Here is a 15,785-nt window from a genome sequence, read left to right on the forward strand (position 1 = left end):
TTATTAAATATTTTAGATTACTTAAATAGCCTAAATGCTTAGTATACTGGATAAATATATAATACGGAAATTTTTGGGAACTTATGTGTTCTCCATTCTGTTGATAATTTCCATAGCGGTAGTTTTTGATATAAATGAGCAATTGGATAAATTTCTAAAAAATGATGCGCCACTTAAGGCTATTATTTTTGCCTATTATATGAATTTTATTCCTTATTATGTTAACTTGTTTAGTCCTCTGTTCGTTTTTATATCTGTAATCTTTTTTACCTCCAAGCTGGCCGATAATTCAGAGATTATATCGATGTTGGCAGCCGGAATGAGTTTTAAACGGTTGATGAAACCCTATATGATTTCTGCTGCTATTATAGCATTGGCTAGTTTTCTACTTACCGGTTTTATCATACCGCCTGCAAATGTGGTCAGGATAAAATTCCAGAATAAGTATATTAAGAATAAGGCTGTTACTTATGCGGAGAATATACAGGTACAGATTGAACCCGGAGTCATTGCCTTTTTTAAAAGATACGATGACAGAGACAAGATGGGATCTTCTTTTTCTTTGGATAAATTTGAAAATAAAGAGTTGGTTTCTCGCTTGACTGCCCGGACTATTCAATATGATTCAGCTTATCATTGGACTGTTAATGAGTATTCGATTCGTGAATTTCAGGGAATGAAAGAGCATATATCTTCGGGATCTAAATTGGATACTACTTTGACTATTGTGCCTAGTGATTTCCTTATATCGAGCAACGATTTTGAGCAGATGACTACACCCCAATTACACAAACATATTTCCCGGCAAAAGGATAGGGGGATCGGTAATATTCAATCATTTGAGATTGAATACCACAAACGTTTTGCGTCTATTGCTTCGGCTTTTATCTTGACTCTCATAGGTGCCGCCCTGTCATCACGTAAAGTCAAAGGTGGAATGGGGCTAAACATTGGTATTGGATTATTACTTAGTGTATCGTATATCTTATTTATGACAGTAAGTTCAACCTTTGCTGTTTCAGGATTAGTAAGTCCGCTTATTGCAGCTTGGATTCCTAATGTCATTTTTATCGGAATAGCTGCATTCCTTTATAGGAAAGCCCCCAACTAATGCTGATTTAAAATGATAAGTCTGAACAAAAAGCCGCAATTGGCCAAACGAGGACAACCGACTGTAAATGTGGAGGTAGAGTCTTTGGTTTAGCTTTTCTTTTGGATGGCAAAAGCCACCGATAGATAACATTAAAACATCGTTTGACCGTCATTTGTGGATAATTATCCGCAGGCAGAAAACAAATACCGATTCAAGTATTCGGCTATTGGAAGTTCCCAAGCGGATAATAGAGAAGTACAAAGGTTACACAAGGGATAACCGTCTGTTCCCTATGCCGAGTAATAACTCTTGCAATACCATTCTGAAAAAATAGCTAAGCAATGCGGAATTAATAAACGGATTACCTACCATCATGTTAGTAGGCACACGTTCTCGACCACAATTACTCTTTCACTAGGAGTTCCGATAGAGACGGTCAGCAAAATATTAGGTCATACTAATACTAATACTAATACCACTCAAATTTACGCCAAGATAACGAAAGAGAAAATCAGATATGGAAATCCTTTCTTATAAGTTGGAATGTCTTGAAAAGCAGATTACTGAACTAATATAATCTTTTTTTATAAAAAGCGAGTGAGGTTCTTTCGCTCGCTTCGCTTTCTCTATTGTTTCAAAAACATCATTTTCAAGTTAAACGATTACTAAATCTAATTAATAAGTACCTTTGTAAATTATCAAATCAGTTTAAATTAGCAATATATGCAATATGCAAAGCTTATAGATAAAATATCGAATTTGATATCTTTAGAACAACAAGATTTAAACTTGATAAAATCTCTTTTCAAGTTTGAATCAGTAGCAAAAGGTACTTCTTTGATTAAGATAGGAGAATTTACAGATAAGGTATTTTTTGTCAATTTAGGATATTTGAAGTATTCAAAGATAATAGATTCAGGAGAAGACCTAATCATTCACTTATTTGCTCCAAATAATTTTGCAACTTCATTAAACGGCTTCTTTTTGAGTAAGAAATCAGAAGAAGAATTACATACAATTACGGATTGTGAACTATTGTACATATCCAAAGACGATTTGGAGAAATTGTATTCGATAAGCCATAAATGGCAAAATTTTGGCAGACGATTAATGGAAAGCTTTCTAATTGAAAAAGAGGAGCGAATCATTGACCAATTGTCTTTAACTGCACATGACAAATATTTAAAATTACTCAAAGACCAGCCTGATATTATTCAAAATGTACCAATGAAATATGTTGCCTCATTCATTGGTATACAACCAGAATCATTAAGCCGAATAAGAAAAATAAATTAACTAACATTTGTCAAGTAGTTGAGCCTGATACCCTGCTTACCTTTGTCGGAAAATAATGACAAATATGAAAACGGTACTAATAACGGGCGCATCAAGTGGTATAGGCAAGGCAACTGCACTGCTATTTGAGAAGAAAGGTTGGAATGTAATTGCAACAATGAGAAATTCTGCAGATTCTTCGCAATTTGGCAGTAATAAAAACATCAAGACATATATACTGGATGTAAAAGACAAAAATTCTATAAATACTTGTATCAAACAAGTAATACAAGATTTTGGAAAAATAGATGTAATTATAAATAATGCTGGAATCTACACGACAAATCCCTTAGAGTCTACTTCCAACGAAATTATTGAAGATGTAGTAGAGACCAATATCAAAGGAGTTTTATACATCACCAAAACAATATTAGAACATTTCCGAGAAAATAGGTCGGGCATAATTGTTAATGTTTCCTCAATTGCAGGACGTGTTACTTTTCCATTCCAATCTATTTACCATACTTCTAAATGGGCTGTTGAAGGTTTTAGCGAAAGTCTCTACTATGAATTAAAAGAACTGAATATAAAAGTGAAAATTGTTGAGCCGGGCATGGTTAAAACAAATATTTATAATTCGGTACTGGAATACTCATTTGAGCAATATCCAAACGAATACAAAACTAACTTCAAAAAATGGCATGACTATTTAATGAAGAATTACAGAAATGGATATAAGCCTGAGTTAGATGCTAAAACAATCTATAAAGCAGTAAATAGTAATAGTTCAAAATTAAGGTACACTTCTGACTTTACAACTAAGTTCGTGTTCTCACTTCGAGCACTTTTCCCATTATTTATATTTCAAAGCATTATAAAAAAACAAAGCAATACGTAAATACTATCCGTGAAACTCATTCAGCATAAAACAGGACTTTGGTCTGATTATCAATATTCACATTAAATTTTATGTCATGAATGAAATGTTAAAGACGAAGTCGTTCAGGCTATTGTCTAAATCTTCATAAGTAACAAACGAAGAAATTCAAAATGCCTATGAGTGCTTCGTGGAACAGCTAAAAACGATCAGCCAATCCGAACAAAATTACTCTGAAACCTTTCGGATGCTAAATATTACTCGTATTGAGTTGGTATTCATAGAAACGTTTTATCGGTACGAGCAGGGGGAAAATGCCCTGAAATTAACCTATCTTCAAAAGGTTTTAGCTCTTATCAATTCTGGACGAGAACTATTAAATCTCAAAATTCGGTATTCCGAATAGTTCCACCTAGCCAACGAACCAACATTTCAATCCGACCTCTATATTATCCCTAAGTCGAAAGGCTTGGGGATTATTGCTTTGGCTGAAATTGTAGTCGCTCTTTTTCTTTCAAAGAAATTTTAAGCTTTAGCTTTCGATGTCTTGGTATAATAAAGAAAAGTAATAAAACCTATTGCGGCAAGAAATATCCCAGGAGTAGCAGAGTATCTTTCTGAATAATTTTGTTCGATAGGAATTCCTCCAAGAAATGCACCGATTGCATTACCCAGATTAAATGCGACCTGGACACAAGCAGCTCCTAACATTTCTCCACCTTTAGAATTTTCTAACAAAAGGATTTGTTGTGGAGCCGATAATGCGAACAAACAGCCTGTAGTCAAAAACATTAAAAGAAATGAAGCCCATTGAATTTCTGCTAAAAGGAATATTGCAGCCAGTAATATCACAACTAATCCTTGTGTTGCTGTTCCTACTTTTGCGGGAGAGAATTTATCGGAGAGTCCTCCACTTATAATGTTTCCTAAAACCATACCTAATCCTGCAAACATCATCACTCCTGTCATCGAAGACTCGGCAAATCCGCTGCAATTAGTCATCACAGGATTGACATAACTGTACCAGCAGAATATCCCTCCATTTCCCATAATAGTGGCTATTATAATAAGCCAGGGGGCTTTATTTTTCAAAAAAAGGAATTGACCTTTCAATCCAGTATCAGGAAGAGGGGCTAGTGCCGGAATCCACTTATATATAAAGTAGAAGATGATTAAGGCAATAAAAGCTATAATCGAATATGTAATCTGCCACGAGAACTGATGACTGATAAATGTCCCCATCGGTACGCCTACAAGATTGGCAAATGTCATACCGGAAACCATTCCGGCGACAGCAGATGTTTCCCGTCCCTCTTTTGCTACCTTTTGAGCAACAATTGATCCCACACCGAAATAAGCTCCATGTGGAAGTCCTGATATGAACCGGAAAACTAAGTTGAGCCAGTAATTAGAGGATAACGCAAAACAAAGATTTCCTATAAAATAAATGCAGACCAGCATTAATAGGGTTTTCTTTAGAGGTATATTACGGGCGAATAGAACTAAAATTGGTGCACCTACTGCTACTCCGAGAGCGTATGCCGATATAAAATGACCTGCCTGTGGTATGCTGATACTTAAGTCTTTTGCTATATCCGGAAGCATACCCATCATTCCGAACTCGGACATTCCCAAACCTAATGTTCCTAAGGCTAGGGCAAAAATCGATTTTCTCATTTAATTCATAAAATATGAACAAAATTACATAATTATTAGAAACGAAAGCCTCTTTCAGTAAACGAATGTAGTAAGTTTACGATTGAAATTAGGAGATTCAGTAAGATTGGTAATAATAAGAAAGCCTCCAGGTGGAGGAGGCTGATATTCTTTTAAGTGTGTAGTAAGAAATATCACCCCGGTTTCACAACTAAGATGAGTTTGTTATAAAAAGTAATAGTTCAAATATATGCATCTTAAATGGAAAAACAAACTGTCTTTGTTGCTTTTTTTGATAAAGTGTATGATATCGTAAAAGGATGGCAGATATTTGTAATTTTATTGAATATAAGTCTATTTATCTAATACTGCAGAACCAGAAGGTCTTTGTTTTGTTATATTCAGTATACAAAACTACCAAATAGAAATAATTAGTAAAATGATACTTGAATCTACATTTTTTTATAATTCTTCATTGGAATTGGAGAATGATGAAACGATAAAATATTTTGAAGCCCAAAATATTCCTATCTGCAAAATTCAGGCATCGTTAGGGCGGAAAAAACGTTATATCATTGATTCTGCTAATGGGCAAAAGGAAACAGTGATATCTATGGCTGTAAAGGCTGCTAGAGGAGCTATCGAGGAGTCAGCCATTGATGTGAACGATATTGATCTGGTTATATTTGTAACCAGTTTTCCTGAACAGTTGGTTCCTTGTGGTGCTTTATTTCTGCATAAAGCGATTGGATCCAATCCTTATACTCAATGTTTTGACCTTAATGCAAGTTGTATCGGTGCTTTTATAGCTTTAGATCATGCCAGTAAATATCTAAAGTTAACACGTGGTGCGAAAAAGGCACTCATAGTTAGTGCTGAACATTTTTCACGAGTCGAAGATCTTGATAATCCGGTGACAGCATTTAGTTTTACTGACTCAGCTTTTGCTATGATTATTGGAAATAGTATAAATAATGAAGGTTATATTGACAGCCGTTATTATTCCGATCCTTCATTTAGTCAAACGATTCGTTTCCCTGAACATGGATTCAGTAAAACCGAATCGGCAACTCCCAAGCTTTATTGGGATCGGTTTGATGGGAGGGGGAGTGTCAATTTTATGAGAAATGAACTTTTGGGTTTTCTTGAAGAAAATGGACTGTCTTTTAGTGACATCTCTCTGTTTTTATTCTCTCAATTTTCTTATCATAATATACGGTTGATACAAGAGCATTTTGAAATTCCAGATGACAAAATACCTTTGGTTTGTTTTGATATTGGTTATACAGGAGCCTCAAGTCCTTTTCTTGCATTACATGAGTATTTACGAAAAGGAGGAGAGTTGAATACAGGAGATTATTTGCTAATTTGGACATTGGGGGCCGGTTATCAGGCTGGAATGATGATTTGGCGTTTTTAGCAATCTTGTCTTTAAATGGTATAAATAATACAATATGGGAATAAAAAAGGTTGTCATCACGACAACCATCTTCATAACCTTAAATCTAATACCATGAAAAATATGTTACAAAGATAAATTATTGAAAACACTGGAAAATACCATTAAATAGGTATTTCTCTAAAATAACAAAAGGCTTTCAAGATATTGAAAGCCTTTGTACACACGAGGGGATTTGAACCCCTACGCCCTTGCGAGCACTACCCCCTCAAAGTAGCATGTCTACCAATTCCACCACGTGTGCAGGTGTATTTAGAAAAAAAAATGTGACCATTGCCACATTTGAGCGAAAGACGGGATTCGAACCCGCGACCCCGACCTTGGCAAGGTCGTGCTCTACCAACTGAGCTACTTTCGCGATTACGGGTGCAAATATAAAGTCATTTTTTATTATACACAAATTTTTATCCAAAAGATTTCAATATCTTTGATGATATAAATACGAGCAATGAACAACAACACAACAAAGCTATTCTATCAGATAGCACTTACTCAAATAAACGGAGTTGGTGATGTATTAGCCCGCAATTTGTTAGATGAAATCGGAGATGAAGAGCGCATATTTAAGTCTTCTAGAAAAGAGTTAATGTCAATTCCCAATTTTTCCACACATTTAGCGAATGAAATCTTAAATCCGGAGGTCTTGCGAAAAGCAGAGAAAGAACTCGACTTTATAACAAAGAATAATATCCGAACATTCTTTTATAAAGATCAGAATTATCCATATAGATTGAAAGAATGCATAGATGCACCTATTTTATTCTATTACAAAGGGAATACAAATCTGGATAATGCTAAAGTGATCAGTATTGTTGGAACCCGTAAATCAAATGGCTATGGCAATGATTTCTGTGATCGGTTTCTCGAAGATATAGCGTCTTCTTTTCCTGATGCATTAATTGTCAGTGGACTGGCTTATGGAATAGATATTCAGAGTCATAAATCTGCAATCAGGGTTGGACTTCCTACTGTTGGTGTTTTGGCACATGGTTTAGATCGTATTTATCCGTCAGTTCATCGTCAGATTGCAATAAATATGTTAGACAATGGAGGATTGCTTACCGAGTTTGTGAGTATGACAGAACCTGACAAGTATAACTTTGTCAAACGAAACCGGATTGTTGCAGGATTAGCTGATGCTACTGTTGTTGTACAATCTGATATGAAAGGAGGATCGCTTATTACAGCTGATTTAGCGTGCTCTTATGACAGAGATGTATTCGCTCTTCCCGGGCGGATTACTGATAAAGAATCAGGAGGGTGTAATATGCTGATTGAACAGAATAAAGCGGTTATGCTACTGTCTGCCGAACAGTTTATCCAATATATGCAATGGGATGTTAAGAATAAAGTTCAACCTCGTCAACAAGAGTTATTTCTTGATTTATCTCCTGATCAGCAGGCGGTTTACGACTTGTTACTTGAGAATGATTCTTTGCACATCAATGCCTTATCAATGCAAAGCAATATGCCTCTGACTTCTTTACTTCCATTATTGTTGATGATGGAAATGAAGGGTATAATACGTACCTTACCTGGAAATAATTATGAACTGGTATATAAATAATAGAACGCCGAAGATTGAAGAACCTTCGGCGTTTCTATAAAGTATATTTTATTTACCTTGCTCTAATTTTAGAGTTATCGTTGGTTGATCACATACTTCTGTTGGTCCAAAATATTGAATTGGTCCCGGATATACATATTCAGTACCCACAGCCCATTTCTCGCGGTTTGCAGCGAAAAATTTAAATGGAGCACCATCTAATTTAACTAATGCTTTTTGGATAACCGGTTTCATCTCTCCATGACGGCGTTCCATATTCATCATCATTGTAACAGGCACACCTCCGGCAATCCATTGATCAGCGGGAGCTGTTGTATTGCGTACAGATGACATATATCCAGTTTTACCTGCAGCAATAATAGCAGAAGCTGTATATCCCAAAGAATAACAATAATCGGCATCATAATTAGAAGGAGCAGCACAACGTCCTTCATATCCGAAGAAGTGAACCTGAGAAGCGAATTTACCTGAATATTTTCCGGCTTTTTTCCATTCTGCAAGTTTGTTTCCAACCATTTCAGCCAATAGCTTTTCTGTTTCGATCAAAGAAACCTGAACATTACCATGAGGGTCACGATCTAAAGTCAACTGACGGGCAACACCTTCCGGTAAGCTTTCGTATATAGCAGCATTGACTGCAGATAGGTTTTTGATAATATATTGACGTTTTTCGTCTTTTGCAACGGCGTTGAATTCATCCTGATGATGAGCAAGGAAGTCATTCAATTCTGCAATAAGAGCCTTCATTGCAGGGATAAATTCAATAAGGCCTTCTGGAATAAGAACTGTACCGAAGTTATTTCCATTAGCAGCACGGTTTGCAACAGCTGTAGCTATTTCAGTTACAATATCATCCAAAGATTGGTTTTTAGCTTCTACTTCTTCTGAAATAATGCAGAAGTTTGGTTGGGTCTGAAGCGCACATTCTAAAGCGATATGAGAAGCTGAACGACCCATTAGTTTGATGAAGTGCCAGTATTTACGGGCAGAGTTGCAGTCTCTTTCGATGTTTCCAATAACTTCCGAATAAACTTTACATGCAGTATCGAACCCAAAAGAAGTTTCGATCATTTCGTTTTTCAAGTCACCATCGATTGTTTTAGGACAACCAACGACTTGTACTCCTGCATTAATAGCTGCGTAATATTCAGCTAGTACACAGGCATTTGTATTAGAGTCATCACCCCCGATAATAACAAGTGCTTTGATGTCTAATTTTTTTAATATTTCAAGACCTTTGTCAAATTGTTCTTTAGTTTCAAGTTTGGTACGACCAGATCCGATAATATCAAAACCACCTGTGTTACGGTATTCATCAATAATTTCAGAGGTTAACTCCTGATATTTATGATCTACCAATCCTCCCGGTCCCATTAGGAATCCGTATACTTTGCTATCTTTATTTAGACTTTTAATTCCATCAAAAATACCAGCAATAACATTGTGTCCACCCGGAGCCTGTCCTCCAGATAGAATAACACCAACATTCATAGCTGGAAAATTAGCTTTTTCAGCTGATTCAACGAATTTTAGAATAGGCATTCCGTAGGTGTTAGGAAAAAGTTTTTTTACTTCATCCTGATCTGCAACAGATTGTGTTGCTGCACCTTCTTCTACTCTCACTGAACCATACAATGCTTTAGGCATTTTGGGCTTATAAGCAGCTCTGGCTACTTGTAATGCGCTTTTTGTCATTTGATTACTTGTTTGATTATTTTAATTAATTATCTGATGATGTTGCTATTTAGGGAATCTTTATATAGACTCATGCTTTACAAATTTCGTTATTTTTTTTGAATAATAAAAAGGTTACAAACTAAATTGGTTACCTGTGAACGATTATCACTAAATAGCTAACAATTATTATTGAATACAGTCTGCTTTTCTGTTACTTTTAAATATATTGTGATTCTTGGATTGTCAATGTTTAATATTATAAAAGGTAACAAAGTATACACAAAATTTGTAATTTTTCCGATGTATATTTTTATGATTATAGACCTTCTTATATAAACTCATTTTCAATAGAATGAAAAAGGTAACAAAGGTTACATAAATATTGTATTTTCAGGTCGCTTCCCTTAATTATCCTGTTTTACTTATAGATAAAATAACAAAAAAACTTCCGGTTATGTATATTAACCGGAAGTTTTTTTAGAGTGAAGCCAGAGTATTAGAATTTCCATTGTTCGGATGTTTTTGCATTCGAATTTGATGTATTCTTCGTAGTTCCACCTTTATAATATTGCATTGCTTCAGGCAATTCTTCTTTTATTTTTTTGATTCGCGTTTCGTCTGATGGGTGGGTGCTCTGAAATTCGGCAACACTTTGACCTCCGGTTTTTTGAGACATTCTTACCCAAAAGCTTTCAGCTAACTGAGGATTATACCCTGCCATTGCCATAAAGATTAGCCCAAGCTTATCTGCTTCTAATTCCTGTTTGCGGGAGTAGGGGAGCATTACTCCATACTGAGCGCCAAGCCCGTATACCGAAGATGCTACAGTCTGCACAGTAGATGATGCCCCGCCCAAGGCTACACCTAGAGCTGCATTACCGTATTGTGCAGCTACTTGTTGGCTCATTCGCTCATTCGCATGTTTTGCAACAGCATGTGCCACTTCATGCCCGAGTACAACAGCCAATCCGGTTTCGTCTTGAGTAACAGGTAAGATGCCTTCATAGACAACTATTTTACCCCCCGGCATACAAAAGGCGTTGACATCAGCACTTTTTACCAGGTTGAATTCCCAAGAATAGCTTGATATAAGACTTTCCATACCATTGGCTTTCATGTAGGTTTCAACGGCGTTTGCTATGTTTCTACCTACTTTTTGTACAAGAGCTGTATTAGCTTTATCCGTAGACTTAGGTGCGGTCTTTATAAATTCATTGTATTGTTGTAGACTAAGTGTCAACACTTCCTGATCGGATACAAGCAGCATTTGTTTACGTCCGGTGACAGGAACACTACCGCATGAGGATAACAATATAGCGGTCGTTAGTAAAGTTAGTAGTGAATAGTAGTATTTCATATTAAATAACTATATGTTTCTAATAAATTTTGCATCTGCTCACGCTGCTTGAAATGTTGACTTTGCAAGAATAACAGCAAGAGCAGGTTATCGCTTTTAAATCTGTCATTAAATACTTTCAGTTACTTGATACATAATCGTAAGTAAACAAAAAAATGTTTCCTTAATTTCGGTATTATAAGTTCTTAAGACTTGAACACTTATTGAATAAAAAAAGTTTAATGGTTAATCTCCCTCAATGTTTATTCTTCATCTGTGTTACAACACTTACAGCCTTCGTGTTTTTCAAGTACGCGATGTGGAAAATCTCCATGTCCAACAATCTCTATCGGACAGGTTGTGTATGTTTGCTCGAGCCAATTTGTTGAGATATTTGACCCTGCATGATAGTGTAATCCCTCGTTAACGCAAGCTATATTTTTAACCATAGAAACGACGGTACCTACATCGTGCGAAACCAGTATAATGGCTGTATTCTTGTTGATCTCCTCCAGTATTTTGTAAAAGTCTGTTTCGAATCGTTTATCGACATAAGAACTCGGCTCATCAAGTATCAATAAATCAGGGTCGTCAACAATTGCTCTACCTAAAAGTGTACGTTGTAATTGTCCACCCGAAAGATTTCCGATAGGCCTCTCAAGAAAAGTGCTTAACCCCATTAAATCAGCTGTTTGTCTAGCCTTGTTTCTCTGCTCTTCAGTATAATAAGAAAAAAGCTTTCTTTTTGCTGTTAATCCGGATAGAATTACATCAAAGACAGATATAGGAAAATTTCTGTCTATTTTATTAATCTGAGGTAAATATCCCAGATTAATTTTACTTTCTATATTATTCTTGTAGAATTTTACAGAACCCTCGGTTGGTTTTATTAAACCTAAAATAGTCTTGAGTAAGGTTGTTTTTCCGCCTCCATTCGGACCAATGATACCCAAAAAGTCGTTTTCATAAACAGTAAGATCTACATTTTTCAATATAGGCTTATTGGCTTCATATCCAACTGATATTTCTTTTATTTCGAGAATCTTATTCATTTTAGTAAAGCATATATATATGCAAGGGCTTATTCTGAAAGTAATAGTTCTAAAAAAGTCTGAGACCTTATTTGCCGGCAATAGCTTTCGCTATTTTTATTAGCTCTTGATCCCAGTTATACGATAATGGGTTTATAATAACAATTTTGGCTCCTGTTTCTTTAGCTATTGGTTCAGCATTTTTTATATCATATTCTTCTTGCATGAATATAACTTTTATATTCTCTTGCTTCGCTTTTTTTACCAATTCGGCTATCTGTCTTGGTGTAGGGTTTTTACCATCTACTTCTATACTGTATTGGTGTAGCCCATACTGTTCTGCAAAATAGCTAAGTGCCGGATGAAATATAATAAAAGATTTGGTAGGAGCTTCCGCAACATAGCTCTTTACTATACTGTCGGTTTGTAGAATTGATTTTTCTAAAGCTTTGAAATTATCCAGATAATAATCTTTATGTTTAGTATCATGCTGTATGAGTGCATTGTACATATTGGTCGCTACAGTAAGAGCTGTTTGTGTCGAACTCCATATATGTGGGTCTCCGTTGGCATGACCATGATCGTCATGTATTGTCTGGATTCCGAGCGAACAATCGATTATACTCATCTGAGGATTATTTATACTGATGTTTTTCAGCCATGTATTTTCAAAACCCAGATTTCCGACTTTAAAATAGATCTCGCTTTTGCCTATATTTACCATCTGCGCCGGCGAAGGATCGTATGTCTCCGGATTAGAGCCTATAGGTATCGCAGTATTTACAGTATATTTATTGCCAACCAGCTTATCTAATAAATATTTTTGAGGTTCTATTGATACCGATACTATTTTCTCTTCAGATTTCTTAGGAGGAGTGCAAGCCTGAAAAACAGATATGCAGAGAATTGATATAAATAGCAGATGTTTCATATTAAGTAATAATAGCTTTAGATTATTTGCTTTGACTTTATACTTTATTGTACATGCCAAAAGCAGTAAAAAATTGATTTATCCTAATCGGAAAATGTTATGTATTCGTTCGAACTCTTTTTCACAATTAACATCCATATCTGTCAATGAGCCATCCTGTAAATCGTAAACCCATCCTACTATACGAGGATATCCTGTTTTTTCGAATGATTCCCGAACTTCTCTTATTTTGATTACATTAATACATTGTTCGTAGATGTTGATTTCCACAAAACGGCGATAGCGTTCTTCAAAATCCTGTATCTGGCTAAGTTCTTTTTCATGCAATCTGTATACATCACGGATACTTCTTAACCAAGGGCTTATAATCCCGGAATCGGTAAAATTCATAGCAGCCTTGATGCCGCCACAGTTATAGTGTCCGCATACAATAATGTATTTTACCCTTAGATTTTCCACTGCATAATTTATTACAGATAAAGCATTCAGATCAGTGTTCAGTACCATGTTGGCTATATTACGGTGGACAAAAACCTGACCGGGTTTCAAACCCATGATCTCGTTTGCATGTACCCGACTGTCGGAACATCCGATATATAGAAAATCAGGATTCTGTTCTTCTGCCAGATGGTGGAAGAAGTCGGGATTTTCGGCTAATTTTTGTTCTACCCAACGTTTATTAGCCTCAAAAATATCATTATATAAATTGTCTTCAATCATTGTACGTAAAACTAGTATTTGATAATTTTTTTTATTTAACTGCCTGTTGCATTTATGCTTATCAACGCAGTTACAAGGTCTGAGACCTCAATCTATTTATTAAATCAGTACATTGCTGTATTAATGATTTTTTTTCATCGTTGTATATTATATAATCAGCCATTTCCGCTTTCTTCTCATCTGGCATTTGGCTTGATATTCGTTCTTCCACTTTTTGCCGGCTTGTTTTATCACGAAGCATGGTTCGCCTTATCCTTTCTTCCAAAGGGGTGTATACCATCAACACTTTATTCGTAAAACGGTTCATTCCCGATTCAAATAAAATTGCCGTTTCTACTGCAACTACAGGTATGCTGTTTCGGTCTTCGACCCACCTACAGAAGTCTTTATCTACTTCAGGATGTATTATGGAGTTAGTTATTGTGAGTTTTTGTTTGTCATTGAATATATACGATGCGAGAAGAGGTTTATTTAGTTTTTCTCCATCATACAAATCTTCGCCGAAAGCTTCAATCAATTTTTTTCTGATAACCGGAGATGATTCTGTTATTTTTTTACTTTCGATATCAGCAATATATACAGGCACATCCAACAATTTTATTATCTCGCTGACTGTAGATTTTCCGCTGCCTATTCCTCCTGTGATACCTAATTTAATCATTGTTTATGATTTCGTTTTTATATTCGAAAATATATTGAACATTAGGTGGTGTGATAGTGAGGTTTCGGACAAATCCTGGGCTTGATGTTATTCGTACAGGTACTGAAGCCTGTTTTGATTCTTGCAGTCCATTGTAATCTATGGCAACGGAGAAGTCTTTTTCACGGATCGAATCGACTTCCGAAACTCCTATAAAAAATGTAAGTTTAACCTTTGATGGGAAAAACTTAACCGTCAGTTTTTCAGGTAGATTGAGACATTCTACCGGGACCTCTACAGTCTTTTGTGTATAGGCCTCTATCGGTACATCGACATAAATATAAGCAGGGGAAAACTTGATACGCTCTTTGTTTGCTAATGAGTATTTAAGCCGCTTATTTGCACTTAACCCACTAACGGTATCATTAGACGTATACGCAAACATAATTTTATTCAAATCTGCCTGCGATCCATATGCTGTAATACTATCGGGAGTTATTTTCAGATCGTTATTTAGAAAATATCCGGGAGATAAGTTCAGTTGTCCGTCAAATATTACCGGTATTTTTTTACTTTCGAGAGCTGCATATACAAATGAAATGCGTATAGGATCATATGCTAGTACTTGCGTAGATATTGGCAGCGATTTTCTGATGAAAAGATCAAAACTGCTGCCTTGTAGAACTTTTGAGTTCCCGTTTTTGATAATCGATTGTACATCTATCCTCAAAGTATCTCTTTTTTTGAAATAATACCTGAACATCGCAAAACCGTCATCCTTGATTCGCATAGTGATGTTTGATGGCAGTGTATCCTGAAATATAATACTGTCGGGAATAGATATATACTTGATGGGGATGTTAATCGTTGTCTCGAAGTTCTTATTATATATCTGCATGAACCATAAGATCGTAGCTATTAAAGTAAAAAAGGAAAAAGTCAGAATTTTTTTCCACGATATTCGTTTAAAAAAAATCCTGACCCCTTTCCATATTTGTTCTTTAGCACTGCTCATTTGCTTATGCTTCTGTATAAGTTGTACATTAATATATCAGGGTGTTGATTCCCTAAAAAGCTTAGAACAATAGTGCCGAAAATTCAGATTATCGCCACTTTCTTTAACCTGAAACGGTTTATGCATCTTTCTTTACTTCTGTTGCAGCCGGAGTTTCGCCTGCTGCGAATACAGATGCTTTATCTATTTTAATTCTTACATTATCTGCAATTTCTACAATAAAGAAAGTTTCTCCAACTTCTTTTATACGGCCGTGTATACCGCCTGCAGTAATTACTTTATCTCCGTTTTTCATAGCACTACGAGCTTCTTGCAATGCTTTTTGTTTCTTTTGTTGTGGACGGATCATGAAAAAGTAAAATACAACAATAATCAATCCAAACATAAGGATTGTACTCCATGCTCCACCTCCGGGACCTGCTGCTTGTAAGAATACGAATAATGAATTCATAAGTTTTATTTCTTATATTTTATATAAACTAAGGTAAAAGTCAGATTAAATTCTGAT

General features: G+C 35.6%; 14 protein-coding genes, 2 tRNA genes and 1 pseudogene. 6 read left to right on the forward strand and 11 right to left on the reverse strand.

The window, feature by feature from the left end; translation table 11 throughout:
- Window positions 1-34 precede the first annotated feature (34 nt).
- From AABJ51_RS03725 to AABJ51_RS03740, 4 genes and pseudogenes are all read left to right on the forward strand, one after another.
- The gene (locus AABJ51_RS03725) at window positions 35-1,111 is read left to right on the forward strand and encodes an LptF/LptG family permease (RefSeq protein ID WP_026625139.1); all 1,077 of its coding nucleotides are present in this window, start codon (window positions 35-37) and stop codon (window positions 1,109-1,111) included.
- 124 nt (window positions 1,112-1,235) lie between these two features.
- Window positions 1,236-1,670 (forward strand): annotated as a pseudogene (locus AABJ51_RS03730) (site-specific integrase); the annotation flags it as partial.
- 146 nt (window positions 1,671-1,816) lie between these two features.
- A complete protein-coding gene (locus AABJ51_RS03735; protein ID WP_321577243.1) occupies window positions 1,817-2,389 on the forward strand; it encodes a Crp/Fnr family transcriptional regulator in 573 nt (190 codons plus the stop codon).
- 64 nt (window positions 2,390-2,453) lie between these two features.
- Window positions 2,454-3,266, forward strand: a complete 813-nt coding sequence (locus AABJ51_RS03740) for an SDR family oxidoreductase (protein WP_338374449.1) — start codon at window positions 2,454-2,456, stop codon at window positions 3,264-3,266.
- 504 nt (window positions 3,267-3,770) lie between these two features.
- Here AABJ51_RS03740 and araJ read toward each other — a convergent pair.
- Window positions 3,771-4,922 carry an MFS transporter AraJ gene (araJ, locus tag AABJ51_RS03745; protein WP_338374450.1) on the reverse strand — a complete coding sequence of 384 codons (1,152 nt, stop codon included), beginning with the start codon at window positions 4,920-4,922 and terminating at the stop codon, window positions 3,771-3,773.
- Window positions 4,923-5,340: 418 nt separating this feature from the next.
- Between araJ and AABJ51_RS03750 the strand changes: the two genes are divergently transcribed.
- Window positions 5,341-6,321 (forward strand): 3-oxoacyl-ACP synthase III family protein, encoded by a 981-nt coding sequence (locus AABJ51_RS03750; RefSeq protein ID WP_338374451.1) that lies wholly within the window; start codon window positions 5,341-5,343, stop codon window positions 6,319-6,321.
- A 199-nt stretch (window positions 6,322-6,520) separates the two neighbouring features.
- On the opposite strand, the gene AABJ51_RS03755 is transcribed toward AABJ51_RS03750, so the two are convergent.
- Window positions 6,521-6,604 (reverse strand) — tRNA-Leu (locus AABJ51_RS03755).
- A gap of 41 nt (window positions 6,605-6,645) precedes the next feature.
- Window positions 6,646-6,718, reverse strand: a tRNA-Gly gene (locus tag AABJ51_RS03760).
- 90 nt (window positions 6,719-6,808) lie between these two features.
- Between AABJ51_RS03760 and dprA the strand changes: the two genes are divergently transcribed.
- Entirely contained in the window at window positions 6,809-7,927 is a 1,119-nt protein-coding gene (gene dprA / locus AABJ51_RS03765) for a DNA-processing protein DprA (RefSeq protein ID WP_338374452.1), read from the forward strand.
- Window positions 7,928-7,975: 48 nt separating this feature from the next.
- On the opposite strand, the gene AABJ51_RS03770 is transcribed toward dprA, so the two are convergent.
- From AABJ51_RS03770 to yajC, 8 genes are all read right to left on the reverse strand, one after another.
- Window positions 7,976-9,622 carry a diphosphate--fructose-6-phosphate 1-phosphotransferase gene (locus tag AABJ51_RS03770; RefSeq protein ID WP_338374453.1) on the reverse strand — a complete coding sequence of 549 codons (1,647 nt, stop codon included), beginning with the start codon at window positions 9,620-9,622 and terminating at the stop codon, window positions 7,976-7,978.
- Window positions 9,623-10,100: 478 nt separating this feature from the next.
- Window positions 10,101-10,961 carry a M48 family metallopeptidase gene (locus AABJ51_RS03775; protein ID WP_134435197.1) on the reverse strand — a complete coding sequence of 287 codons (861 nt, stop codon included), beginning with the start codon at window positions 10,959-10,961 and terminating at the stop codon, window positions 10,101-10,103.
- Window positions 10,962-11,203: 242 nt separating this feature from the next.
- Window positions 11,204-11,992 carry a metal ABC transporter ATP-binding protein gene (locus AABJ51_RS03780; protein WP_026625145.1) on the reverse strand — a complete coding sequence of 263 codons (789 nt, stop codon included), beginning with the start codon at window positions 11,990-11,992 and terminating at the stop codon, window positions 11,204-11,206.
- A 67-nt stretch (window positions 11,993-12,059) separates the two neighbouring features.
- Window positions 12,060-12,902: a metal ABC transporter solute-binding protein, Zn/Mn family gene (locus AABJ51_RS03785; protein WP_338374454.1), complete on the reverse strand. Its 843-nt coding sequence runs from the start codon at window positions 12,900-12,902 to the stop codon at window positions 12,060-12,062.
- Window positions 12,903-12,980: 78 nt separating this feature from the next.
- Window positions 12,981-13,622: a carbonic anhydrase gene (locus AABJ51_RS03790; RefSeq protein WP_134435199.1), complete on the reverse strand. Its 642-nt coding sequence runs from the start codon at window positions 13,620-13,622 to the stop codon at window positions 12,981-12,983.
- Window positions 13,623-13,692: 70 nt separating this feature from the next.
- Entirely contained in the window at window positions 13,693-14,283 is a 591-nt protein-coding gene (coaE, locus tag AABJ51_RS03795; RefSeq protein WP_338374455.1) for a dephospho-CoA kinase, read from the reverse strand.
- Window positions 14,276-15,277 carry a YbbR-like domain-containing protein gene (locus AABJ51_RS03800; RefSeq protein ID WP_338374456.1) on the reverse strand — a complete coding sequence of 334 codons (1,002 nt, stop codon included), beginning with the start codon at window positions 15,275-15,277 and terminating at the stop codon, window positions 14,276-14,278. Before AABJ51_RS03800 ends, coaE begins: the two co-directional genes overlap by 8 nt.
- 118 nt (window positions 15,278-15,395) lie before the next feature.
- Window positions 15,396-15,728, reverse strand: a complete 333-nt coding sequence (yajC, locus tag AABJ51_RS03805) for a preprotein translocase subunit YajC (RefSeq protein ID WP_026625150.1) — start codon at window positions 15,726-15,728, stop codon at window positions 15,396-15,398.
- Between the last annotated feature and the right edge of the window lie 57 nt (window positions 15,729-15,785).

The organism is Indolivaga capnocytophagoides (assembly GCF_036511535.1).
Lineage (GTDB): Bacteria > Bacteroidota > Bacteroidia > Bacteroidales > Dysgonomonadaceae > Dysgonomonas_A > Dysgonomonas_A capnocytophagoides.

What these genes read in the sequence shown, in the direction of transcription:
- AABJ51_RS03725 (WP_026625139.1), top strand. Translation starts at nt 35, where the DNA reads ATGCTTAGTATACTGGATAAATATATAATACGGAAATTTTTGGGAACT.
- AABJ51_RS03735 (WP_321577243.1), top strand. Translation starts at nt 1,817, where the DNA reads ATGCAATATGCAAAGCTTATAGATAAAATATCGAATTTGATATCTTTA.
- AABJ51_RS03740 (WP_338374449.1), top strand. Translation starts at nt 2,454, where the DNA reads ATGAAAACGGTACTAATAACGGGCGCATCAAGTGGTATAGGCAAGGCA.
- araJ (WP_338374450.1), bottom strand. Translation starts at nt 4,922, where the DNA reads ATGAGAAAATCGATTTTTGCCCTAGCCTTAGGAACATTAGGTTTGGGA.
- AABJ51_RS03750 (WP_338374451.1), top strand. Translation starts at nt 5,341, where the DNA reads ATGATACTTGAATCTACATTTTTTTATAATTCTTCATTGGAATTGGAG.
- dprA (WP_338374452.1), top strand. Translation starts at nt 6,809, where the DNA reads ATGAACAACAACACAACAAAGCTATTCTATCAGATAGCACTTACTCAA.
- AABJ51_RS03770 (WP_338374453.1), bottom strand. Translation starts at nt 9,622, where the DNA reads ATGACAAAAAGCGCATTACAAGTAGCCAGAGCTGCTTATAAGCCCAAA.
- AABJ51_RS03775 (WP_134435197.1), bottom strand. Translation starts at nt 10,961, where the DNA reads ATGAAATACTACTATTCACTACTAACTTTACTAACGACCGCTATATTG.
- AABJ51_RS03780 (WP_026625145.1), bottom strand. Translation starts at nt 11,992, where the DNA reads ATGAATAAGATTCTCGAAATAAAAGAAATATCAGTTGGATATGAAGCC.
- AABJ51_RS03785 (WP_338374454.1), bottom strand. Translation starts at nt 12,902, where the DNA reads ATGAAACATCTGCTATTTATATCAATTCTCTGCATATCTGTTTTTCAG.
- AABJ51_RS03790 (WP_134435199.1), bottom strand. Translation starts at nt 13,622, where the DNA reads ATGATTGAAGACAATTTATATAATGATATTTTTGAGGCTAATAAACGT.
- coaE (WP_338374455.1), bottom strand. Translation starts at nt 14,283, where the DNA reads ATGATTAAATTAGGTATCACAGGAGGAATAGGCAGCGGAAAATCTACA.
- AABJ51_RS03800 (WP_338374456.1), bottom strand. Translation starts at nt 15,277, where the DNA reads ATGAGCAGTGCTAAAGAACAAATATGGAAAGGGGTCAGGATTTTTTTT.
- yajC (WP_026625150.1), bottom strand. Translation starts at nt 15,728, where the DNA reads ATGAATTCATTATTCGTATTCTTACAAGCAGCAGGTCCCGGAGGTGGA.